Origin of the sequence: Jeotgalibacillus campisalis (genome assembly GCF_000829515.1) — a bacterium.
Taxonomy (GTDB): domain Bacteria; phylum Bacillota; class Bacilli; order Bacillales; family Jeotgalibacillaceae; genus Jeotgalibacillus; species Jeotgalibacillus campisalis.
In genome coordinates this window covers 204,198-226,740 of record NZ_JXRR01000014.1, presented here as the reverse complement: position 1 = coordinate 226,740, position 22,543 = coordinate 204,198, and the positions used below count along the sequence as shown (strand labels likewise).

At 39.2% G+C, this 22,543-nt stretch carries 19 protein-coding genes; 4 read left to right on the top strand and 15 right to left on the bottom strand.

Annotated elements, in window-relative coordinates; genetic code table 11:
- Nucleotides 1-75 precede the first annotated feature (75 nt).
- From KR50_RS08200 to KR50_RS08175, 6 genes are all read right to left on the bottom strand, one after another.
- The gene (locus tag KR50_RS08200) at nucleotides 76-936 is read right to left on the bottom strand and encodes a polysaccharide deacetylase family protein (RefSeq protein WP_041057183.1); all 861 of its coding nucleotides are present in this window, start codon (nucleotides 934-936) and stop codon (nucleotides 76-78) included.
- Between the two features lie 130 nt (nucleotides 937-1,066).
- Nucleotides 1,067-2,476, bottom strand: coding sequence for a dihydrolipoyl dehydrogenase (gene lpdA, locus KR50_RS08195; protein ID WP_041057181.1), 1,410 nt, complete (start codon nucleotides 2,474-2,476; stop codon nucleotides 1,067-1,069).
- Between the two features lie 5 nt (nucleotides 2,477-2,481).
- Nucleotides 2,482-3,828 carry a dihydrolipoamide acetyltransferase family protein gene (locus KR50_RS08190; protein WP_041057179.1) on the bottom strand — a complete coding sequence of 449 codons (1,347 nt, stop codon included), beginning with the start codon at nucleotides 3,826-3,828 and terminating at the stop codon, nucleotides 2,482-2,484.
- A gap of 77 nt (nucleotides 3,829-3,905) precedes the next feature.
- Nucleotides 3,906-4,883, bottom strand: coding sequence for an alpha-ketoacid dehydrogenase subunit beta (locus KR50_RS08185; protein ID WP_041057177.1), 978 nt, complete (start codon nucleotides 4,881-4,883; stop codon nucleotides 3,906-3,908).
- A 3-nt stretch (nucleotides 4,884-4,886) separates the two neighbouring features.
- On the bottom strand, nucleotides 4,887-5,999 hold the full coding sequence (gene pdhA, locus KR50_RS08180) for a pyruvate dehydrogenase (acetyl-transferring) E1 component subunit alpha (RefSeq protein WP_041057174.1): 1,113 nt from the start codon (nucleotides 5,997-5,999) through the stop codon (nucleotides 4,887-4,889).
- 581 nt (nucleotides 6,000-6,580) lie between these two features.
- Entirely contained in the window at nucleotides 6,581-7,222 is a 642-nt protein-coding gene (locus KR50_RS08175) for a YkyA family protein (RefSeq protein WP_052476898.1), read from the bottom strand.
- Nucleotides 7,223-7,433: 211 nt separating this feature from the next.
- On the opposite strand from KR50_RS08175, the gene def reads away from it, so the two are divergent.
- The 3 genes from def to rnjA all read left to right on the top strand — a co-directional run bounded on the left by def (nucleotide 7,434) and on the right by rnjA (nucleotide 10,287).
- On the top strand, nucleotides 7,434-7,988 hold the full coding sequence (gene def / locus KR50_RS08170; protein ID WP_041057170.1) for a peptide deformylase: 555 nt from the start codon (nucleotides 7,434-7,436) through the stop codon (nucleotides 7,986-7,988).
- 418 nt (nucleotides 7,989-8,406) lie between these two features.
- A complete protein-coding gene (locus KR50_RS08165) occupies nucleotides 8,407-8,616 on the top strand; it encodes a DNA-dependent RNA polymerase subunit epsilon (RefSeq protein WP_041057167.1) in 210 nt (69 codons plus the stop codon).
- A 3-nt stretch (nucleotides 8,617-8,619) separates the two neighbouring features.
- On the top strand, nucleotides 8,620-10,287 hold the full coding sequence (gene rnjA / locus KR50_RS08160) for a ribonuclease J1 (RefSeq protein ID WP_041057165.1): 1,668 nt from the start codon (nucleotides 8,620-8,622) through the stop codon (nucleotides 10,285-10,287).
- 177 nt (nucleotides 10,288-10,464) lie between these two features.
- On the opposite strand, the gene KR50_RS08155 is transcribed toward rnjA, so the two are convergent.
- From KR50_RS08155 to KR50_RS08130, 6 genes are all read right to left on the bottom strand, one after another.
- Nucleotides 10,465-11,130, bottom strand: a complete 666-nt coding sequence (locus tag KR50_RS08155) for a potassium channel family protein (protein WP_041057163.1) — start codon at nucleotides 11,128-11,130, stop codon at nucleotides 10,465-10,467.
- A 54-nt stretch (nucleotides 11,131-11,184) separates the two neighbouring features.
- Nucleotides 11,185-12,198 (bottom strand): cytochrome d ubiquinol oxidase subunit II, encoded by a 1,014-nt coding sequence (locus tag KR50_RS08150; protein ID WP_041057160.1) that lies wholly within the window; start codon nucleotides 12,196-12,198, stop codon nucleotides 11,185-11,187.
- 135 nt (nucleotides 12,199-12,333) lie between these two features.
- Nucleotides 12,334-13,674 carry a cytochrome ubiquinol oxidase subunit I gene (locus KR50_RS08145; protein ID WP_041057157.1) on the bottom strand — a complete coding sequence of 447 codons (1,341 nt, stop codon included), beginning with the start codon at nucleotides 13,672-13,674 and terminating at the stop codon, nucleotides 12,334-12,336.
- Between the two features lie 303 nt (nucleotides 13,675-13,977).
- Nucleotides 13,978-15,798, bottom strand: coding sequence for an ABC transporter ATP-binding protein (locus KR50_RS08140; RefSeq protein ID WP_041057156.1), 1,821 nt, complete (start codon nucleotides 15,796-15,798; stop codon nucleotides 13,978-13,980).
- A 4-nt stretch (nucleotides 15,799-15,802) separates the two neighbouring features.
- Nucleotides 15,803-17,563 (bottom strand): ABC transporter ATP-binding protein, encoded by a 1,761-nt coding sequence (locus KR50_RS08135; protein ID WP_041057154.1) that lies wholly within the window; start codon nucleotides 17,561-17,563, stop codon nucleotides 15,803-15,805.
- 217 nt (nucleotides 17,564-17,780) lie between these two features.
- Nucleotides 17,781-18,323 carry a peroxiredoxin gene (locus KR50_RS08130; RefSeq protein WP_041057151.1) on the bottom strand — a complete coding sequence of 181 codons (543 nt, stop codon included), beginning with the start codon at nucleotides 18,321-18,323 and terminating at the stop codon, nucleotides 17,781-17,783.
- A 238-nt stretch (nucleotides 18,324-18,561) separates the two neighbouring features.
- Between KR50_RS08130 and KR50_RS08125 the strand changes: the two genes are divergently transcribed.
- On the top strand, nucleotides 18,562-19,431 hold the full coding sequence (locus tag KR50_RS08125) for a mechanosensitive ion channel family protein (protein WP_041057149.1): 870 nt from the start codon (nucleotides 18,562-18,564) through the stop codon (nucleotides 19,429-19,431).
- Between the two features lie 224 nt (nucleotides 19,432-19,655).
- Here the strand turns inward: KR50_RS08125 and KR50_RS08120 are convergent, their stop codons facing one another.
- The 3 genes from KR50_RS08120 to KR50_RS08110 all read right to left on the bottom strand — a co-directional run bounded on the left by KR50_RS08120 (nucleotide 19,656) and on the right by KR50_RS08110 (nucleotide 22,542).
- Nucleotides 19,656-20,774, bottom strand: coding sequence for an N-acetyldiaminopimelate deacetylase (locus KR50_RS08120; protein WP_041057147.1), 1,119 nt, complete (start codon nucleotides 20,772-20,774; stop codon nucleotides 19,656-19,658).
- Between the two features lie 86 nt (nucleotides 20,775-20,860).
- Nucleotides 20,861-21,574 carry a 2,3,4,5-tetrahydropyridine-2,6-dicarboxylate N-acetyltransferase gene (gene dapD / locus KR50_RS08115; protein WP_041057146.1) on the bottom strand — a complete coding sequence of 238 codons (714 nt, stop codon included), beginning with the start codon at nucleotides 21,572-21,574 and terminating at the stop codon, nucleotides 20,861-20,863.
- A gap of 86 nt (nucleotides 21,575-21,660) precedes the next feature.
- A complete protein-coding gene (locus tag KR50_RS08110) occupies nucleotides 21,661-22,542 on the bottom strand; it encodes a LysR family transcriptional regulator (protein WP_041057145.1) in 882 nt (293 codons plus the stop codon).
- Between the last annotated feature and the right edge of the window lies 1 nt (nucleotide 22,543).

Sequence of the window (22,543 nt, the reverse complement as noted above, 5' to 3'; positions counted from 1 at the left end):
TTTCTCCCATCCCCATGGACTGAAAGCGCTTCCTTCATTATATTATAGTAAATGGAAACAGATTTCAATACTTATTTACTCGATCTCTATCCCTTTTATGGCTGCAGGATCCACTAATTCATAGCCCTTATCCCTCAATCCATTTACAATTGCCGGAAGTGCTTCATTCGTCCAGCTGCGGTCATGCATTAAAAGATTAGCACCGTTCGTAAGATATTCAGTATTTACCATTATATCACTTAAGCTCGCTGCATTCTGATAGTCAGCTTCCCAATCATAGCCATAAGTCCAATTCATAAGCAGCATACCTTCTTCTTTTGCCACTTGAGTGGAAAAATCAGTATTTGCTCCAAAAGGAGCTCTGAAGAACACAGGTCGTTCCCCAATAATCTCCTCCACCCGATCATTAATAGAAACGATTTCGTCACGCTGCTCCTCTTCACTTATATCACGAAGATTTGGATGAGAGTATGTATGGTTGCCTATCGGAAATCCCAGTTCATGAATCTCTTTTAACATTTCTTCTTCTTCCGGTGTATCAAGAAAATGGCCATTAACAAAGAAGATTGCTTTTGCGTCAAGTTCTTTTAATGTATGAGCCATTTCTACTGCGTGCTGGTCAGGCGCGTCATCAATGGTAAGAAGAGCGACCTGTGGGTTTGCATCACCAATTGGCTGAACCGACCAATTGACATCATTTAATTCATAGATTTTTTCTACTCTTTCTTCCACTGGTTGATCATCAGACTCCTGAGTTTCATCTTTCTCCTCAACCGTTTCTTGGTCTTCCTCCGTTTTTTCCTCTATGTTTTGTTCTTCTGAATCTCCTTGTGTCATCGTTTCAACCGTTTCTTCTTCTGATGCTGCACCATCATCCGCTGAACATGCAGATAAAAGTAATAAGCTGGTTAATCCAATTGCCGCTGAATGCTTCATTCGTTTCCTCACCTTTCAAAAATAGATCACTTCATTTTATCATAGTTAACTAAATATGTAATGTATTGGAATAAGAAAGATTATTTAAAATAATATAGCCCCCTGGATCACACCAGAGGGCAATAAAAATTTATTTTACGATATGAATTGGTGTTCCAAGAGCAACCTCGGCTGCTTCCATTGTAATTTCTCCTAAAGTAGGATGAGCATGAATGGTCATTGCTACATCTTCAGCAGTCATACCTGCTTCAATTGCAAGGCCAAGTTCAGCAACAATGTCTGATGCTCCATTTCCGGCGATTTGTGCACCGATAATGAGTCCATCTTCTTTGCGTGTCACAATTTTCACGAAACCTTCTGATTGGTTAAGCGCCAAAGCACGGCCGTTGGCTGCAAACGGGAATTTAGCCGCAGTTACTTCAATGCCTTCTTCTTTAGCTTGTCCTTCAGAATAACCTACAGTTGCAAGTTCAGGGTCAGTAAAACATACAGCAGGAATTGCCATATAATCAACTTCAGATTTTTCACCTGAGATTACTTCTGCAGCCACTTTGCCTTCGTAGGAAGCTTTGTGAGCCAACGGAGGTCCATCCACAATGTCACCAATAGCATAGATATTACCTACACTTGTACGGCATTGCTTATCTGTTTTGACGATTCCGCGATCGGACATTTCAACACCGACTTGCTCCAAACCGATTTCGTCTGTATTAGGACGACGGCCAACAGTTACTAGTACGTATTCTGCTTCAACTTTCACTTCTTCGCCTTTAGCTTCATAAGTGACAGTTACGCCATTATCTGTTTCTTCAGCGCCTTTTGCCATTGCTTTAGTGATAACATTTACACCTTTATTCTTTAGGCCTTTTTTGACAATGCTTGTCATTTGCTTTTCAAATCCGCCAAGGATGTCATCAGCACCTTCAAGAATCGTCACTTCAGTACCCATATTGGCGTATGCAGTACTTAATTCAGTACCAATATATCCACCGCCGATAACTACTAGACTTTTAGGTACTTCTTTCAGCGCCAAAGCGCCTGTTGAATCAATAATTCTTTTTGAGAATTTAAATGATGGTATTTCAATTGGTCTGGAACCAGTAGCTAAAATTGCATTTTTGAACTTATACGTTTGAGCTGAGTTATCATCCATAACACGGATCGTTTCCTCATCTACGAAGTAAGCTTCACCACGTACAATTTCAACTTTGTTTCCTTTTAACAGGCCTTCAACGCCGCCTGTTAATTTTTTCACGACTCCGGCTTTCCATTCCTGAGCTTTTTCGAAATTCAGCTTCACATTCTCAGCTACAATTCCCATATCATCAGAATGTTGTGCCTGTTCGTAGCGATGACCGATCGTAATCAACGCTTTTGAAGGAATACAGCCGACATTTAAACAAACGCCGCCTACATATTCTTTTTCAACTATTGTAACTTTTTGTCCCAGCTGTGCTGCGCGAATTGCCGCAACATAACCTCCGGGTCCTGATCCGATGACAAGTGTGTCAGTCTCAATTGGGAAATCTCCAACTACCATGTGGTTTACGCCTCCATTAGTAAAAGTTCTGGATCGTTCAATAAACGTTTAATTAGATTTAATGCATTTTGAGCAGTCGCACCATCAATAATACGGTGGTCAAAGCTCAATGATAATGCTAACACAGGAGCTGCCACAATTTCACCATTTTTTACTACTGGCTTTTCTGCAATACGTCCAATTCCAAGAATCGCAACTTCAGGGTGATTAATAACTGGTGTGAACCATTGGCCGCCTGCTGAGCCAATATTTGTGATTGTACAAGAAGCGCCTTTCATTTCGTTACCTGAAAGTTTACCGTCACGCGCTTTTGTAGCAAGTTCATTAATCTGGTCAGAAATGCTGAAAATAGATTTGCGATCTGCGTCTTTAACAACTGGCACGACAAGACCTTTTTCAGTATCTGCAGCAATTCCGATATTGTAATAATGCTTTTGAATAATTTCCTGCGCATCATCGTCAATAGATGTGTTCAGAGCAGGGAATTCACGAAGTGCAGCTACAAGAGCTTTTACCACATATGGAAGGAATGTAAGCTTAATGTTTCTTTCCATAGCGACTTCTTTAAATTGCTTGCGGTGAGCTACAAGTTTGGATACATCTATCTCATCCATCAATGTAACATGAGGTGCTGTTTGCTTAGAATTAACCATCGCTTTTGCAATCGCTTTTCGCATACCGCTCATTTTTTCGCGCGTCTCTGGATATTGACCTTCAGGCACTTCTTGTTTAGCTGGAGCTTTTTCTTCTTTAGCTTCAGATTTGGCCTGTGATTCTTCTTGTGAAGCAGCTGGTGTTTCTTCAGCACTATCACCGCTCAAGTAGGCTTCAATATCCTCTTTGCTGATACGGCCGTTTTTACCGGAACCTGATACGTAGCGAATATCTACATCTTTGTCTCTTGCATATTTTCTAACGGAAGGCATCGCCACGATGCGACGGTCAGGGTCAACATCTGATTGCGCTGCATTATCAGGTTTCACATCATCTTTTGGTTCTTCTTGCGCTGAGTCAGCTTCTTTTTGTTTAGCAGGTTCTTCTTTAGGTTCTTCTTTGGCTTCTTCTTTTTTCTCGTCATCGCTGTCAGAGCCTTTAAATTTTAAATTCTCATAACCTGGCGCATCAAATTTGATGAGCGTGTCACCAACGACCGCTACTGCACCTTCGTCAACAAGAATATCTTCAACTGTACCCGCAACAGGAGAAGGAATTTCAACGACTGCTTTGTCGTTTTGGACTTCGCAAAGCACATCGTCTTCTTCAACTTTGTCGCCTTTAGTAATGAACCATTTTACAATTTCACCTTCGTGAATACCTTCACCAATATCTGGTAATTTAAATTCAAATGACAATGTTTTCACCCTCCTGGAAATCTTTATTTTCTAAAACAGTTTGAAACGGAGAAAATTCTCCGTTTCACCATTTAAAATTAAAATTCAAGTACTTTTTTCGCTGTCGCAATGACATCTTTAGAATTTGGCAGCCATACAGACTCTGCTTGAGAAAACGGGAATACTGTATCTGCAGCAGTTACGCGCAGTACGGGTGCTTCTAGACTAAGGATTGCGCGGTCATTAATTTCTGCCACAACGCTTGCAGCAATTCCTGCCTGCTTTTGAGCTTCTTGAACAACAATCGCACGATTTGTTTTTTCTACTGATGCAATGATTGTTTCAATATCGATCGGCTGAATCGTACGCAAGTCAATTACTTCAACTGAATAGCCGTCTTTTTCAAGTGCTTCTGCTGCTTTTAATGATTCATGCACCATCGCTCCGTACGTGATAATAGACAGGTCAGTTCCTTCACGCTTTACATCTGCTTTACCCAGTTCAATTGTGTAGTCTTCTTCAGGAACTTCTTCCCGGAATGAGCGGTAAAGTTTCATGTGCTCTAGAAAAATAACAGGATCGTTATCGCGAATAGATGCGATCAGCAAGCCCTTAGCATCTTTTGGAGTAGATGGAATTACTACTTTTAGACCTGGCTGCTGTGCCATTAAACCTTCAAGGCTGTCAGCATGCAGCTCTGGTGTATGAACGCCGCCGCCAAAAGGTGAACGGATGGTAATTGGAGAAGAATACTTCCCGCCGCTGCGGTATCTCATTCGTGCCATTTGACCGCTGACTGAATCCATTACTTCAAATACGAATCCGAAAAATTGAATTTCGGGTACAGGACGGTAACCTTCTAATGCAAGACCAATGGCCAGTCCGCCAATTCCTGATTCTGCTAAAGGAGTATCGAAAACGCGATCTTCACCATATTCTTTTTGTAATCCTTCAGTAGCACGGAAAACTCCGCCATTTAAACCTACGTCCTCACCAAAGACAAGTACGTTTTCATCGTTTTTCATTTCTGTGCGAAGAGCGTCAGTGATTGCTTGAATCATTGTCATTTGCGCCATGGCTTACTTCGACTCCTTCTCTTTGTAGATTTCATACTGTTCTTTGAGATTATTCGGCATTTCTTCGTACATATTTTCCATTAAGTCTGTTACTTTTTGCTTCGGTGTATCATCTGCTACCTTAATCGCTTCTTTAATTTCTTCTTTTGCTTTTTCAATTGATTCGTTTTCTCTCTCTTCATTCCAAAGATTTTTATCTTCAAGGAATTTTCTGAAACGAACTAAAGGATCTTTCTTTTCCCATTCCGTATCCATCTCATCTGTACGATAGCGTGTAGGATCATCACCAGCCATCGTATGAGGTCCATATCGGTAGCAAAGAGTTTCTATAAGTGTCGGACCTTCTCCATTAACAGCACGATCACGGGCATCTTTAGTAGCAGCATAAACTGCAAGAGGGTCCATGCCATCAACTAAAATACCAGGGATACCAGCAGAAACTGCCTTTTGAGCAATTGTTTTACCAGCTGTTTGTTTGTCTCTAGGAGTAGAGATCGCAAACTGGTTATTTTGAACAACGAAGATTGCAGGAGCTGCATAGGCGCCAGCAAAGTTAATGCCTTCATAAAAATCTCCCTGTGAAGATCCGCCATCACCTGTGTATGTAATGGCAACTGCTTTTTTACCGCGTTTTTTCAAACCTAGAGCAATCCCTGCAGTTTGCACATACTGCGCACCAATAATAATTTGAGGAGGCAATACATTAACTCCTTCAGGAGATTGGTTTCCTAGATAATGACCGCGGGAGAATAAGAAAGCCTGAGATAAAGGAAGACCATGCCAGATTATTTGCGGCACATCGCGGTAACCCGGAACAACCCAGTCTTCTTTTTCAAGCGCGAAATGAGAAGCAATCTGAGATGCTTCCTGACCTGCAGTCGGTGCATAAAAACCAAGACGTCCCTGACGATTTAATGAAATCGAACGCTGATCTAAAATTCTTGTATAAACCATACGATGCATTAATTCCTGAAGATCCTCGTCACTAATGTCAGGCATTGCATCTTCATTTACAACATTTCCTTCATGATCTAAAATTTGAAACATTTCAAAATGATCTTCGATTTTGTGCAGTGTCTTTACTGCGTCAAATTGAGCTGTTTTGTTTGAAGCCATTTCATCCACCTATCCTTCCATATTTAAATTTAAGGAACTTTTCCTTAATTCAAAAATCCATATACTTTTTATTTTTCCACAAAAGTGCTAAGAAAAAACATAAAAGTGTATTATTTATTTGCTGTATCAATTTTTTTATTATTTATACTGATACAATCTTTCGTACTTGCTTAGTTTACAATATTAAAAAGCTTGTCGTCAATAAGAACGAATTGACCATAAGGATCGGCAGAATAAATTTCTTCAACTATGTATAGACCTGCTTCGTGAACTGAATCAATTTTAATCAAATTTCTGCTGAATATTAATTTGAACGGCTTGTAACTCAACATTTAATAGGAAAAGGAATGGTAGGAACTAATTCTTTCTAAAGCGTTTAGAATTAAGCAAGGTCCAATAAATTTTAGTAAATCCAGATCTGCCAAAGCCATGACCATTTGCTAAGGTTAAAATCGAATCCAACTATTAAAATTAGTAAACTGTAGTATTAAAACAGTCATATCTGTACTAGTATTAAACTGAATTTCAAACTGTTATATGGCTGAAGAGACATTTTAATCATTAAAAAAAGCAGGGGGCCCCTACTCTTCTTCAATCATGCTGTAATATTCGCTTTTTAATTCATTATAATCATCTGTTTTACCGTTAAACGCTTCATTTTTTTCTGTTATTGTGCTGTATTGTGAATTGATCTTTTCAATTTGACCTTCCAGCTCTTCCAGTTCAAGCTCTGAATCTTTAAGCATTGTATACAACTCCCGGTCATATTCAATGCCTGTCATGTATTGGTCAACAAACTCACTGTGGAGCTCATAACGCTCTGTCATAGTAGTTACCATTTCCTCTACATGAGCTTTTAGCGCTTCATCTTCAAGGTCCTGTACTGAATCTTCAATTGCCATAAACTCTTCTTCTGCTTCCTGCATTGAATCTGCCTCAGTTGAAATATGTTCTTCCCGCTGATCTAAGTTTTCTAAAGCTTCATCAGCCAGCGATTCAATTTCCTCAAACTCTTCCATATCTAAAGACATAACATTAGTAAATAATTCTTGCTCTTCCTGCTCCAGTGCTTTGATAGGCTCTTGTGAATCGACGTATTCCTGTTCTTTTTCCACGGTAGAATCCAGGACTTCTGTAATATCTTCTTCCGGTGAACCTCCAAAGACACAGCCAGCAAGGAAAAAAGAAGATAAAACGGTTCCTGTTAAAATAGATTTCTTCACGATCTATGTACCCCCTTGAGATATTGACTATTATAATAGTATAGGTGATTAAATCAATACGCAATGATTTTTACATTACTTTCACTATTAAGACACTGTTTAATTCTGCTCCCATCTATTTTTTTCTTAATAAAACTTTGATATGATTACTCTAATTGCTTTACGTGACAATTAGAGGCTTGTGATTAGTTAAATATCAGGAGGATTTCATATGATTAAAATGGAAGATATAATCCGGGATGGGCACCCGACATTACGAGAAGTAGCAAAAGAAGTACCGCTTCCCCCCTCTCGTGAAGATAAAAAAACCTTATCTGATTTGCTTCAATATGTAATGAATAGCCAAAACCCCGAGATCGCTCAAAAATTCGGATTGAGAGCAGGCATCGGGATTGCAGCTCCTCAAATAAATATATCTAAAAGAATGTTTGCTGTTCATTTAGAAGATGGTAAAGGAGATTTGCACAGTTACGCACTCTTCAATCCTAAAATCATCAGCCATTCTGTTGAAAAGTCCTATTTGACATCTGGAGAAGGCTGCCTGTCCGTTGACCGCAACATCCCAGGCTATGTTCACCGACATTCACGTGTAACCGTTACGGGTTTTGATTTAGAAGGCAGTCCGGTTAAACTGCGCCTTAGAGGTTTGGCTTCAATTGCAGTCCAGCATGAAATTGATCACTTAAATGGAATTATGTTTTATGACCATATTAATCTGCAGGATCCTTACTACGAACCTGCAGGGGCTATCCCGCTCGAGAGATAGATAAGGGCGATTGCTGTCTTGCCGCCAGCTTGTCTAAAAGGTCTTTTTTCAGAGAGTTCTCTTTATTTTGATCCACTCCTTTTAAATGTGCATATGACATGCAGCATGGATGAGCGTTGTCAAGCGGCTTGTCTTTACATAATGCAGGAAAACGAGTATTATAATGATAAGGAGTGATCCGCAATGTTGAAGAAGCTACGAAAAAAGCTTGCACGACAGTGGAGAGACATGCTACGTAAAAAGACTATTGCCTAGGCCCCTGTAAAGCCCTTCATATTCAGGAGGGCTGTTCTTTATGTTAAAGGGTTATGATAGAAGAATGCAGAATTTTGCTATTAACATTAGCTGGTTGAGTAAAAGCTGAGGACAACATGTTCAAGGCGTTAAATAAGTTTTATTAGTTGAAGGAGAGATTATGATGATTTATAAAGTGTATTATCAGGTAAGTGCTAAAGAAGTACCGGTAAGAGAAAAAACACAAACACTCTTTTTAGAAGCTGATTCTGAAATGGACGTACGTTTAAAGCTTAAAGATCGGGACTATAACATCGAGATGGTTCAAAAACTAGAGGGCAAATATCTTGAGTATGAACAAAATCATGAAAACTACAAGCTGGAGCAGCTTTAAGTAATGAAATTTGTAAAAAATGACCAGACCGCAGTGTTTGCCCTCGGCGGTATGGGGGAAATCGGAAAAAATACCTATGGGGTCCAATTTCAAGATGAAATTATCTTAATTGATGCCGGAATAAAATTTCCGGAGGATGAACTTTTAGGTATTGATTATGTTATTCCAGACTACACTTACTTAGAAAAAAACGCTGATAAAATTAAAGGTCTTTTTATCACGCACGGCCATGAAGATCATATCGGAGGCATCCCTTATCTTCTAAGGAAGATCAATATTCCCGTTTATGGCGGAAAGCTTGCATTAGGACTTTTGAAAAACAAATTGGAAGAACACGGACTGCTGCGAAATGCTAAACTTCATCCTATTGGGGAAGATGATGTTATTAAATTTCGAAAAACAGCTGTAAGTTTTTTCAGAACGACACATAGTATTCCCGACTCTTACGGAGTAGTGGTAAAAACCCCCCCGGGCAATATTGTTCACACAGGAGACTTTAAGTTCGACTTTACCCCTGTCGGTGAGCCCGCCAATTTAACAAAAATGGCAGAGATCGGAAAAGAAGGGGTTCTCGCTCTTTTATCTGACAGCACAAATAGTGAGGTACCGAATTTTACAATGTCCGAACGTAAAGTCGGCGAAAGCATTGATGAAATATTTCGTAAAGTAAACGGCAGAATTATTTTTGCCACTTTCGCATCGAATATCTACAGACTTCAGCAAGTAACTGAAGCTGCAGTTAAGTTTGGCAGAAAGGTTGCCGTCTTTGGGCGCAGCATGGACAATGCGATTGCAATTGGCCATGAACTGGGCTATATCAGGGCTCCTAAAGATACATTTATCGATGCTCATACTTTAAACAGGCTTCCGGCAGACAAAGTAGTAATACTTTGTACAGGCAGTCAGGGAGAACCTATGGCAGCTCTTTCACGAATCGCTAACAGTACACATCGTCAGATTCAAATTATCCCTGGTGATACAGTAGTATTCTCGTCCTCACCAATCCCAGGAAACACAATTAGTGTAAACCGTACAATTAACTTGCTTTATCGTGCTGGGGCCGATGTCATACATGGTCCGCTGAGTGATATACACACTTCCGGACATGGTTCTCAGGAAGAACAAAAGCTTATGATTCGGTTAATTCAGCCTAAGTTTTTTGTGCCAATCCACGGTGAATATAGAATGCAGAAAACGCATGTATCATTAGCTGTCGATTGTGACGTCCCTGAGGAAAATTGCTTTGTGATGGATAACGGCGACGTATTGGCACTAAGCAGCAATGAAGCCAATGTGGCAGGTAAGGTTACTTCCGGCTCTGTTTATATCGACGGAAGCGGAATTGGTGATATAGGAAATATTGTTTTACGCGATCGCAGACTTTTATCAGAAGAAGGTTTAGTGGTTGTCGTAGTCAGCATTAATATGAAAGACCACAGGATCTCTTCAGGACCTGATTTGATTTCCCGCGGATTTGTTTATATGCGAGAGTCAGGTGAATTAATTCACCAGGCACAATCTCTTATTCACAAGCATTTAAATAAAGTTTTATCTAGAAAAACCACGCAATGGTCTGAAATTAAGAATGAAATTACGGATACTCTCGAGCCTTTTCTTTACGAGAAGACTAAACGACGTCCAATGATCTTACCAATTATCATGGAAGTTTGATATCTCTAAACGAACAATAGCCACTATTCATTCCAAGGAATGAATAGTGGCTTTTATTTATGGTTATCTTAGATATTCACACATTCTTATTTAAAAAAGTAGTTCTGTCAAAAAGAAAGAACGTCCTCAAAATAGGGACATCCTTAATTAAATCTATTGATGCTCAATCTTGCTTCATTAAGAACTCTGCATCACTTTTTTCTCAAATCTGTTGATATCTGTATCTGCTCCAATGACGATCAAAATATCATCTGCTTGAATTTCATCGGTTGCCTGTGGGGAAACAATAATATCATCTTTTCTTTTTATTGCCACAATATTAATTCCATATTGCGCACGAATATCCAGACCGATAATAGTGTTGCCAATTAATAAGTCGTTTGCCACAATCTCTACAATCGAGTGCTCATCTGAGAGCTCCAGATAATCAAGTACATTATTGGATACGATGTTATGAGCAATTCTTTTGCCCATATCCCTCTCCGGATGAACGACTTTATCTGCTCCAATTCTTCTTAAGACTTTCTCATGGTAATCATTCTGAGCTTTAACTGTAATTTTTTTCACACCAATTTCTTTAAGCATTAAGGTCGTCAATATACTTGCCTGAATATCATCCCCTATTGCAACAATAACATGATCAAAGTTTCTAATCCCCAGGCTTCTTAAGACAGATTCGTCAGTTGAATCCGCCATCACAGCATGTGTTGCAATATTTGCAAATTCGTCTATCTTATCTTCGAATTTATCAATCGCCATCACTTCCATGCCTTGTTCAACCAACTCCCGGACAATGCTTCCGCCAAAGCGGCCTAATCCGATCACGACAAACTCTTTTTTCACAAATACTCCCCCATTAATTCTTGCTTCGTTTTTACCATTTTACCATATATATTATTATTTTTTGCCTTTAACATAATCAGCATCAAATAAAAATAATCTCATTAGTAAAAACAAGGATGGGATCAGAAGAAGTAAACCTGCTATAAACACCACTATTAAGGCCGTTCCCATTGTTTCATTGACTACACTGCCAGTAATCGTTACATATGGGTATACGATATATGGCAGATGAGAAGCACCGTAGCCAAAAAAAGCAAAGAAAAATTGAAGCATAACTGAAATAAAAGCGATGCCGTAATTTTTTTTCATGTAGACAAGAATGGTTGCTATTAAGAAAAAGACAAAGGACAAACCAAACATCCACCATAAATCAAGCGCTTTTTCAAAATGTTCCGGATTATGCTGCTGTAAAGAAAGGAATACGAGAAAGCTTGCTAATATCGTTGGCGCACTCCAGAACAGCGAAAACTTCCGCAGTATTTCACGGGAATCAGCATCCTCTGCACGATCAGCATAAAAAGTTAAAAAGCTTGCACTAATATAGAGAACAGAAACAATCGCAAGTAATACTACGCTCCAGGAATAAAAGCTAGTAAACAATTCGCCCGCAAGAAATACAACCCCGTTTTCTGTTTCTTCCAAAAATCCACCTTCTGATATTGTTAATGCCGTAGATAGAGCCGCGGGAATTAGAAGACCCGTGGCGCCATAAAGAAAAAGAAAGAAGGTATTATTGCTTACACCGTAATTTCCGAAAGCATAAAACGCGCCACGGATGGATAAGAGAATAATTGCTACACTGCCCGGCAGCAGGAGTGCTGTGCCGAGATAATACGCCGTATCAGGAAAGAACCCAATTAATCCGACGAAAAAAAAGACAAAAAATACGTTTGTTACTTCCCATACCGGTGATAAGTAACGGCTAATCAATTTGCTCATAATATGTTCACGCTTTGTAACTCGTGCATAGTAAGCAAAAAAACCGGCACCAAAATCGATTGAAGCAATAATTAGATATCCATATAGAAAAACCCAAAGTACTGTAATTCCCAATACTTCCAAGCTCATATAACATCCTCCTTATGTAAGTTAGGATAGGGGGCGAGGACACCCCCATTTCAATTCCTCAAAAATTACTTACGTTCTAAAAGTACTTTCTGCCTTGCTTAAGCTTCCAACAGAGGAAACAGATATCGAATACTTTTATTCAACCCAGCCATTCGGATACCGTTTTTCCACTTCTGCTTCTGGAGGTCTGTTCTTAAACATTTTTGTTAAGACCGTTACGGTGAATATAGCTAGAACGATATACAGCAGGATAAACATTATTAGTGCAATTCCCACATCTCCAGAGGTTGTTGCGCCCTCTTCAACTGTCATAAAACCTCTCAATATCCAAGGCTGGCGACCTACCTCAGCCAGTACCCAGCCGCATTCGATCGCGATCATGGCAAGAGGTCCGCTGGCTACAATAGACCACAGTAATGGTTTGTTCCATTCATTAAACCTTTTAAACAGCATAAGGACAATAAATATACCGGAGATCAATAATGAAAACATCCCTATTCCTACCATTATATCAAATGCATAATGTATCCAAAGCGGCGGCTGCTCTTCTTCAGGGAATTCATTAAGACCAATTACTTCCGTATCAAATGAATTACCTGACAGGAAGCTCAGCATGCCAGGAATGCGAAGCGCGTTGCTTACTTCCCCTTCTTCATTTATTGTCCCAAATACGATTAGATCAGCATTTGTTTCTGTTTCAAAATGCCATTCCGCTGCTGCCAGCTTCTCCGGCTGATATTCAGCCAAATATTTTGCTGACAAGTCTCCGGCAAGGGCTGTGCCAGAAGCAAAGACTAAACCGGCGACCATTGCTATGCGCAATGCTTTTTTGTGATAATCAGAGCCTTTTTTACGGAGAATGGCAAGCGCTGCAATTGCTGCCAGGATAAATGCTGCTGTCATATAACTCGACATGACCACGTGAAACACTTTAGGCCAGGTTGCAGGATTAAACATAGCAGCAAGCGGCTGAATATTCACTGTCTCGCCGTCTACAAGATCAAAACCCTGCGGATTATTCATAAAGGCATTTACTGATGTAATAAAGAATGCTGATAATGTCGAGCCGATCACAACAGGAATTGTAAGAAGCCAGTGATACCAACGGTTGCTAAAACGGTCCCATGTATATAAATAGATTCCAAGAAAGATCGCTTCAAAAAAGAATGCAAATGTTTCCATAAATAATGGCAGAGCAATCACCTGTCCGGCTAATTGCATAAAACTAGGCCACAGCAACGATAATTGAAGACCAATAGCTGTCCCTGTTACAACGCCAACAGCTACAGTAATGGTGTAGCCTCTGGCCCATCTGCGTGCTAAAACCAATAGATCTGCATCTTTCCGCTTAATGCCTAAAAACTCAGCAATCATAATAAATATCGGAATTCCCACACCAACTGTTGCAAAAATAGCATGGAACATTAATGTGCTTGCTGTCAGAATTCGACTCAGCATGACGCTATCTAATTCCAATGACTTTCGCCTCCTTTAATTCTTCCCTTATCTCTTATACCCACTATATCACTTCGTAAAGACAATTATAAAATATAAAGTCAGTTTGTGATGTGTTGAACATGAACATTTTGTGACATCATTCACAATCTATATTTTCATAATAAAAGCAGCTGCAACGATCGTTGAGCTGCTTTTATTCTTTAGTAGATTCTTGTCTTTAACTCAAGCATTCTCTGGAATAAGAATGATTGGTTCATCTTCATCTCAGGATTTTAGCTGGCGCATTCCGGATCTATTGTGTGTCCTGATTATCTATTCCCGTTACAATGCTTTTTGTATATTGAATTGAGATTGAACAAGATGGCTATAGATTCCTTCTTGACTCATGAGATCATCATGACTTCCATGCTCCATCAGCTTTCCGTGATCAAGCACATATATCCGGTCAGAATCTCTGATAGTAGATAATCTGTGAGCAATAATTATTGCAGTTCTTCCCTTTAATAAAGTTGTTAATGCTTTTTGAATTTGAACTTCAGTCTCGGTATCAATAGAAGCTGTGGCTTCATCAAGAATAATAATTTGAGGGTCTGCAAGCAGCGCTCTTGCAAAAGAAATCAGCTGTCTTTCTCCAACAGAAAGTATATTCCCTCTCTCCTCTACTTCGGTATCAAACCCATGGGGCAGCTTCTCGATAAAAACGTTTGCTCCGACAGCCTTTGACGCGGAAATAATTTCTTCGTCTGTTGCGTTAGGATGACCAAATCGTATATTTTCCTTTATTGTACCTGAGAAAATAAATGTATCCTGAAGAACAATCGAAATCTGAGAGCGCAGGCTTCTTAAAGATACATCTTTGAGATCATGACCATCCATTCTGATCAGCCCGCCTGTAGGATCATAGAATCGGGTGATTAAATTGGCAATTGTAGTTTTACCGGATCCGGTATGCCCTACAAGTGCGACAGTTTCTCCCGCTTTTATTTCTAATGAAACAGAATCTAGCGCCTTCCGATCTTTTGAGTAGGCAAAATCTACTTTTTCAAATGAAATATCTCCATTAATTTGATTAAGGTGAACTGCATTCTTTTTCTCTGAAACATTAGGCTGTTCATCAAGAAATTCAAAAATTCTTTCAGAAGAAGCCATCCCCATTAACAATTGGTTGTACACCATTCCAAGTCGTGAAATAGGCTCCCAAAACATCCCTAAAAGGAAGGCAAAAGAAACAAGTTCGCCCAGTTCCAGCCTGCCTGATTGAATTAGTGAAGCTCCATACCAAATTAAAATGGCAGATCCAACTGCATTCGTCATTTCAACAAGAGGTCTGAATGTTGCATTTTTTTTCGTCGCATCACGCCAGCTTTCAAATGTCTCCGTATTAACTCCATTGAAAAATTGAGCATTTTCATTTTCCTGATTAAAGGATTGCGTAACACGAATTCCTTGAAGGCTTTCATTTAAGTGGGAATTTAATTTTGACTGTTTTAAACGAACTGTTTGCCACGATCTTCTAATTTGTCTTCTTAATTTTGTAGATATAAAAAACATAATTGGAAGAATGACCATAACAGCCAGTGCCAGTTCCGGGCTTATCGTAAATAAGATAATAAAAATTCCGATCAGCATTAAAGCATCCATTAATAAATTGATGACACCGTTTGTAAAAAGCTCCTGTAAAGAATTAATATCGTTCATAATTCTTACCAATATGGACCCTGCTGAACGCTGATCAAAAAAACGGTTACTCAGCCACTGAACGTGAGTAAATAAATGTTTCCTCAGGTCATATATCACACTTTGCCCCAGTATATTCATCCATTTTATCCTGAAAATATTTGCCAAATAATTTATTACGTACAACGCCGCAATGACCCCAACCAGGATAAGCAGCAAATTGCGGTCCTGACTTTCAATTGCTTCGCCTATAACATAGATACCGATTAGTATGGGGATTGCGAGACGGATAGCAGTTGTGATTAGAACCATTATGATGGAAAGGGGCAGCAATTTTTTTGAATAAGGCTTCAAGTATCTTAAAAGTCTCCAGAGCTGCATCCAGTTAAATGGTTTTTCGATTACTTGATCGGTTGAATAGTTGAATCGGTTCATAATTGAATGACTTACTTCATTTTTACCCATGGAATCACCTCGCTTTAGACTGAGCATGCACTATTTTTTTTTGATCTTTATATTGAATATTGTAAATGCGTTGATATTGACCTTCTTCAATTACTAAAGAATCATGGGTTCCCCGATTTGTAATTGTACCATTCTCAAAAACTAAAATTTCATCTGCATGTTTTAATGATGAAATTCTGTGAGCAATAATAATAGTGGTTCTGCCTTTCATGACTTCTGTTAAGGCTTTTTGAATATTAAATTCCGTTTGCATATCGACTGCACTGGTGGCATCATCGAGAATTAATATACTAGGATCCAGGCAAATCGCTCTGGCTATTGCAATTCTCTGCTTTTGACCTCCAGATAAACCAAGCCCTCTTTCACCAAGCATTGTGTCATACCCATCAGGAAGCTCCATGATAAATTCATGAGCTTGTGCACGCTTTGCGGCATTAATGATTTCTTCTAACGAAGCTTCAGGTCTGCCGTAAGAAATATTCGTTCTTATAGTAGAAGAAAACAGGAAAGATTCCTGTAAAACAAAGCCTACATTTTGTCGCAGCGAAGATAAGGTGTAATCGCGTACATCAATATTATCAATTTTCACACTTCCTTCAGTAGGTTCGTAAAACCTTGTCATAAGCTGAGTTACACTCGTTTTACCCGACCCCGTTGCGCCAATTAAACCAATCATTTTCCCGCTTTCAACAGTAAAAGAAACGTCATCAAGCGCTTTTTCATCATTTTCAGTATATCTGAGGCTCACATTTTCAAACTCAACTTTTCCTTTACTTCTCGTCATCGTTACAGCGCTTTCTTTGTCTGTAATTGATTCATTTGCGTCCAGAATTTCCAACAGCCGCTCACCTGAGGCTTTGGATTGAGAAAACTGATTGATTGTAAAGCCGAGATTCATTATTGGCCAAATGATAAATCCAACTAAACTATAAAAAGCTGTTAACTCCCCGGGAGTTACATTCCCGTTTACTACTAAGTAACCACCGTACCCTAATAGCAAAATGACACTTGCATTTCCGAGGAACTCCATCAAAGGAAAATACTTTGCCCAAATATCAGCTGTATAAATGTATTGATCTTTATAATCCTTATTTGATGTATTGAATTTCCCTATCTGGTGTTCTTCTTTTGAAAGAGATTTTACTGTATTTATTCCACTTATATTCTCCTGAACGTTAGTGTTGAGCTGACCAAAAGACTTTCGCACCTTACGAAATGCGGGGTGTACTTTTTTATCAAATTTGTATACAACAACAGCCAGAAAAGGGATGGTCAGCATAGTCACGATTGTCAGTGGAACAGAGTAATACAGCATGACTCCCGTAGTGACGATAAGTAAAAGAACCAAACGAATTAATTCTGCGAAACCGAACGATAGAAAAAAACGGAACATTTCAACATCAGCAGTCAGTCTGGACATAAGATCTCCCGTTTTAGCATTATCATAATACTGAAACGGCAGACGCTGAAGCTTCTTATACAATGTATTTCTCAGATCATAGACGGTTATGATTCCAAATAAATCTCCATTGTACTGCGATATGTAGGTAGCGATTCCTTTTATGACCATTATACCGATGAAACCCAGCGCTAAGTAAGGTACGATGCCATATCTGCCTTCGAGAATAACTTCATCTATCGTTAACTGCAGGATGATCGGATAAACGACAGTAATTCCAGTCATGATCAGCAGAAAAACGATGGATACAATAAAATACCGTTTATGAGGCCAATAAAAGCTTTTAAGTTTTTGCAAGACGTCCATGTCTTTCCTCCTTCCACAATTTAAAGCATACTACTTAATATATCGGTTTTCGAAATATAATACCACCTTTATTTTGAATTTTTTTATAACATAAAATATTCAATATTTTAAAATCGAACTTGCAGGCAAGTGTTTTCGTAAACCTCCTTTTTTAAAAATTCCCTATCAACGTTCTCACAAAAAAAGACCAGCATCAGCTGGTCTTTTTCCTTGCTATTTAGAGTGTTTTTTGTCCCGGTTTCCAGTTTGCAGGGCAAAGTCCACCCGTTTGCAATGCCTGAAGAACACGAAGCGTCTCATCTACATCACGGCCAATATTGTTATGGAATACTGTTTGATATTGAAGTTCTCCTTCAGGAGATATAATAAATAGTCCGCGAAGAGCAACTCCTTCTTCTTCAATCAGTACGCCATAATCACGGGAAATTTGGTGATTCGTATCTGCTGCGATAGGATATTTTAACTCGCCAAGACCATTATCTTTACGCTCTGTATTGATCCAAGCTAAGTGAGTGTGAATTGTATCAGTTGAAACAGCAATTACTTCTGTATCAAGATCTTCAAATTCATCATAACGATCTGACATTGCAGTAATTTCTGTCGGGCATACGAAAGTGAAGTCCATTGGATAGAAAAACAATACTGTCCATTTGTCTTCTTTCATGTTTTGTTCCAGGCTTACTTTACCGAATTCTTTGTTTGCCAGCACAGCCTCCATGTCGAAACGTGGAGCTTGCTTGCCTACCATACGTTCTGCCATCAATAATCCCTCCAAAATTTGATTCATAGTCGAGCGAAAAATTCTTCCAACAAAAATCTACATTCCAAATGATAATATAATCAACATACAGAGTCAATTATAAGGATTTGAATGCTGCGTTTTGTATGACCTCTAATTAATAAACTGTGCAATCTTAAGTAAATTATGCTGTATTGTTTGAAGAAAAAAATATAAAAGTGTTAAAATGAATGCTCTACGTCTGGAAAGGATGATTAAAATGGCTTACTTACAATTAACAGTATTAAATGAAAGACTGGCTGAGTATGAATGGGGTGCCCTGCTAATTGCTCTGGGAATAGGAGCAATAAAAGTGATTGGGATTATCATCGCTTTTTTAATATTCAGAAGCATTGGTAACCGTGTTCTGACTCGCACATTTGAGAGGTACGAAAAAAAAGAAAATGTTTCGACTAATCGAGCAAAAACACTTGAAGGATTAACAAAGAATTTATTTGGATATGTTCTAGTCTTTATTTTATTTGTAACGATTTTGCAAGTTTTTAATTATGACGTGACCGCTCTCATTGCCGGTGCAGGAGTTATAGGTCTTGCGATTGGCTTTGGCGCACAAGGATTAGTGAGTGATGTGGTAACAGGATTTTTCATTTTGCTTGAAAAACAAATTGATGTCGGCGATTACATCACAACAGGCGAATTTTCAGGAATTTGTGAAGAGGTAGGTCTTCGTCAAACAAAAATCCGAGGTTTCGACGGTACTCTTCATTATGTTCCAAATCGGGAAATTACCGGCATGAGCAACCACTCAAGAGGAAATATGCAGGCTTTGGTGGATATCGGGATCTCTTATAATGATGACGTGGATAAAGCAATTGATGTTCTTCAATCAGTTTGTGATGATCTTGCCCAAACAAATCCAGCCATTACAGAGGGGCCAAATGTACTTGGTGTTCAAAATCTAGGGGATTCAGATGTGGTACTCAGAATTATTGCCAAGACAGCGAATATGGAACAATGGGGTGTTGAACGGAGTCTGAGAAAATCAATTAAAGAGGCTTTTGATCAGCACGGAATCGAAATTCCGTTTCCTCATCAGGTTTATATAGAGAAAAAAGAATCGTTGAACTAAAAAAAATAAGTCTTCGAGGCTGATCAGAGAGTACGCATCCTAATGCTCCTGACAGCCTTTTTTATATTTAATAATAGATGAAATATCTTAACTGAAAGTAAAAAAAAGGGGCTGAGACTAAAAATATGTCCCGCCCTCTCTAAATTCAAGCTCTTATCTTATTCCATGTTATATTACAACTTAACAATCGATCGATACAGCTATGCTGCTTAAGCAGAAGCCTTTTATTCCTGGTTTCTGCTCAAATACTTCCACATCAAATCAATCGCAATTGGAATTGCTTCTTCATTCGGATTTAATTTAGCATGGTGAAGGCCATGAGGTGAATCTACTCCCAGCCAGAACATAAAGCCCGGGATCTCCTTTAAAAAGTATCCGAAATCTTCTCCGGTCATTGCCTTCTCACACTCAATCACCTTTACACTGCCTGATTCACTTGCAAAGTTCATAAATTCCGATACAAGTGTCTCATCATTATAAACCTGGTAATATGGCTGATTGAATTCTGCTTTAACTTCACAGTCGAATGATGCCCCGATCCCATTGGCAATAGCTTCTACTCTGGATTTTAGAATAATCATTGTGTCAGGATCAAGAGTCCGCATTGTACCGCTTAATAACGCTTTGTCGGCGATAATATTGCCGACTGTTCCGGACTCAAGCTTCCCGATTGTCACGACGCCGCTATCGAGAGGATCAAGACTTCTTGAGACTATGGATTGCAACTGTGTAATAAGGTGGGCTCCCGCTACAATCATATCTTTGGTTTTATGTGGATAGGCCGCATGGCCTCCAAGTCCAGTCAGTTCTATGTGAAGTTCAGATGTATTTGCAAAAAGCAAACCAGGTTTTGCAGCAATTTCCCCTGCTTTATATTCAGGAGCGATGTGCAGCCCTATCATTTGATCCGGCATCCACTTTTTCATCTGCTCGGACTGAAGCATTCTTTCAGCTCCTCCGGGACCTTCTTCTGCAGGCTGAAAAAGGAAAAGAAGATTATCTTGTACAGGATTCATAACAGACTGTGTCAGTACACCAAGGGCGATTGACATATGAAAATCATGTCCGCAGGCATGCATATATCCAAGGTGCTCAGATTTAAAGTCAAGGTTTGTCATTTCCTCAATAGGGAGTCCGTCTATGTCCGCACGGTAACCAATTGTCTTCACGGGAGAAATGCCTTCAACAAAAACGAATAGTCCAGTTTCCCATTTTTCCACTGTTAAGCGGTCTTGCGGGAGACTATTTATATACTGCAATAAAAATTCTTGAGTTTTAAATTCGCTATAGCCAGTCTCGGGTATTTTATGCAACTCTCTTCTAATAGAAATAAAAGGATTCATTTTCCTGCACTCCTTAAAAAAAGACGCAGAATAATATCTGCGTCTCAGACTGTATTCAAAACATTTCCCGCTTTGCTTAATGTACTTTATAGCTGGCGAAGTTCCTGCTTAATTTCTGTTTTTGATTTTGTCTTTTCATCTATCTTTTTAAGAACTTTAGCCGGCGTTCCCGCAACTACCGTGTATGGAGGAACATCTTCTATAACGATAGCGCCTGCTGCCACTACAGCACCTTTCCCAACCGTTACACCTTCTAACACAACAGCATTTGCTCCGATAACAACATCATCCTCTACGATCACCGGCTTAGCTGATGGCGGCTCAATGACTCCTGCAAGAACAGAACCGGCACCTATATGGCAATTTTTACCTACTGTAGCTCTGCCGCCTAAAACAACATTCATATCAATCATCGTTCCCGCACCCACAACTGAACCGATATTTATAGAGGCACCCATCATAATAACTGCATTATCCCCGATCTCAACCTGATCACGAATAATTGCACCGGGTTCAATTCTTGCCTTCACATGTTTAAGATCCAATAACGGGATAGCTGAGTTTCTGCGGTCATTTTCAACAACATAATCAGCGATTTTATCTTCATTTGAATGAATGGCTTCTGAAAGATCCGCCCATTCTCCAAAAACGACACCAGTCTCTGCTGAAAGAAAAGTTTGAGCTGATTCCCCAAAGTTAATTTGATCGAGGTTTTGTCCTTTTAAATATACTTTTACAGGTGTTGATTTTTTTGCATTTTGTATGTATGAAATAATTTCGTTAGCATTCATCTGGTTCATTATCCTATCTCCCTTCAAGAACATTAGTAACTATAGCGCTCTTCTACTTTATCAGAACAGAGTATTTAAAAACAAGTCATTAGTAATCAATTTAACTTCATTTCCTTTAAGTAATCCTTAACGACTTTCGAAAAAGCTTCTACCTGCGGAAGCTCAAAAGATGACTGGTAGCCTAACAGCCAGGTATCTCTTTTCAGAGCAGCTTCTTCTGATTGAAGAGGGATCTTATAAATATTTTTTTCTGAGCCGGTTAGCGTAATGGAAGGCAGTATTGCATAGCCAATTCCGTTAAGGGCCATTTGCTTGCAAGTCTCAATTTGATCAACCAAAATGTTTTGCCTCGGCGCAGTTTTAAAATGCTGATTCCACCAGTCCTGAATCTCCTGGTAATAATTTGAATCACTTTTAAACTGAATAAAGGGTCTTTCTGTTTTTAGTAAATCTTCAATCGATTTTATTTCCTTATCCACAAGGTAAAGCTGATCCTGAAACAGATGCATCTTAGGACCTTTCCAATCTGGAGTCCCGCGTATAATGCCTATATGTACTTCTCCTGCATACACAGCCTGTAATATTTCACTGCTCCAGCCAGTTATTAACGAAATACGGGCGTGGGGATTTGCCTCTACAAAACGCTTCAATACTTTCGGCAGCCAGTTTTGACCCACGATTGAGGCACAGGCTATTTTTAGCGTCCCATACACCTTTGAATCCATTAATTGCAATTGCTCGCTTACACTTTCTTCTTTTAGAAGGATATCCTTTGCTAACTGAATCACAACTTCTCCTGCAGGAGTTAAAGTAACTCCTTTTTGGGATCGTAAAAAAAGAAGCTGCCGCCATTCTTTCTCAATCGTTTGTAGTCGCTGAGATAGGGCAGGCTGGGAGATAAAAAGACGCTCCGCAGCTTTTCTCATATTCATTTCCTGAGAAAGCACGACAAGCAAGCGGTAATCGGAACGATTCATT

Excerpts from the sequence above, each read along its gene's own strand:
- KR50_RS08200 (WP_041057183.1), bottom strand. The coding sequence starts at position 936 with ATGAAGCATTCAGCGGCAATTGGATTAACCAGCTTATTACTTTTATCT.
- lpdA (WP_041057181.1), bottom strand. The coding sequence starts at position 2,476 with ATGGTAGTTGGAGATTTCCCAATTGAGACTGACACACTTGTCATCGGA.
- KR50_RS08185 (WP_041057177.1), bottom strand. The coding sequence starts at position 4,883 with ATGGCGCAAATGACAATGATTCAAGCAATCACTGACGCTCTTCGCACA.
- pdhA (WP_041057174.1), bottom strand. The coding sequence starts at position 5,999 with ATGGCTTCAAACAAAACAGCTCAATTTGACGCAGTAAAGACACTGCAC.
- def (WP_041057170.1), top strand. The coding sequence starts at position 7,434 with ATGATTAAAATGGAAGATATAATCCGGGATGGGCACCCGACATTACGA.
- KR50_RS08165 (WP_041057167.1), top strand. The coding sequence starts at position 8,407 with ATGATTTATAAAGTGTATTATCAGGTAAGTGCTAAAGAAGTACCGGTA.
- rnjA (WP_041057165.1), top strand. The coding sequence starts at position 8,620 with ATGAAATTTGTAAAAAATGACCAGACCGCAGTGTTTGCCCTCGGCGGT.
- KR50_RS08150 (WP_041057160.1), bottom strand. The coding sequence starts at position 12,198 with ATGAGCTTGGAAGTATTGGGAATTACAGTACTTTGGGTTTTTCTATAT.
- KR50_RS08140 (WP_041057156.1), bottom strand. The coding sequence starts at position 15,798 with ATGGGTAAAAATGAAGTAAGTCATTCAATTATGAACCGATTCAACTAT.
- KR50_RS08135 (WP_041057154.1), bottom strand. The coding sequence starts at position 17,563 with ATGGACGTCTTGCAAAAACTTAAAAGCTTTTATTGGCCTCATAAACGG.
- KR50_RS08130 (WP_041057151.1), bottom strand. The coding sequence starts at position 18,323 with ATGGCAGAACGTATGGTAGGCAAGCAAGCTCCACGTTTCGACATGGAG.
- KR50_RS08125 (WP_041057149.1), top strand. The coding sequence starts at position 18,562 with ATGGCTTACTTACAATTAACAGTATTAAATGAAAGACTGGCTGAGTAT.
- KR50_RS08120 (WP_041057147.1), bottom strand. The coding sequence starts at position 20,774 with ATGAATCCTTTTATTTCTATTAGAAGAGAGTTGCATAAAATACCCGAG.
- dapD (WP_041057146.1), bottom strand. The coding sequence starts at position 21,574 with ATGAACCAGATGAATGCTAACGAAATTATTTCATACATACAAAATGCA.
- KR50_RS08110 (WP_041057145.1), bottom strand. The coding sequence starts at position 22,542 with ATGAATCGTTCCGATTACCGCTTGCTTGTCGTGCTTTCTCAGGAAATG.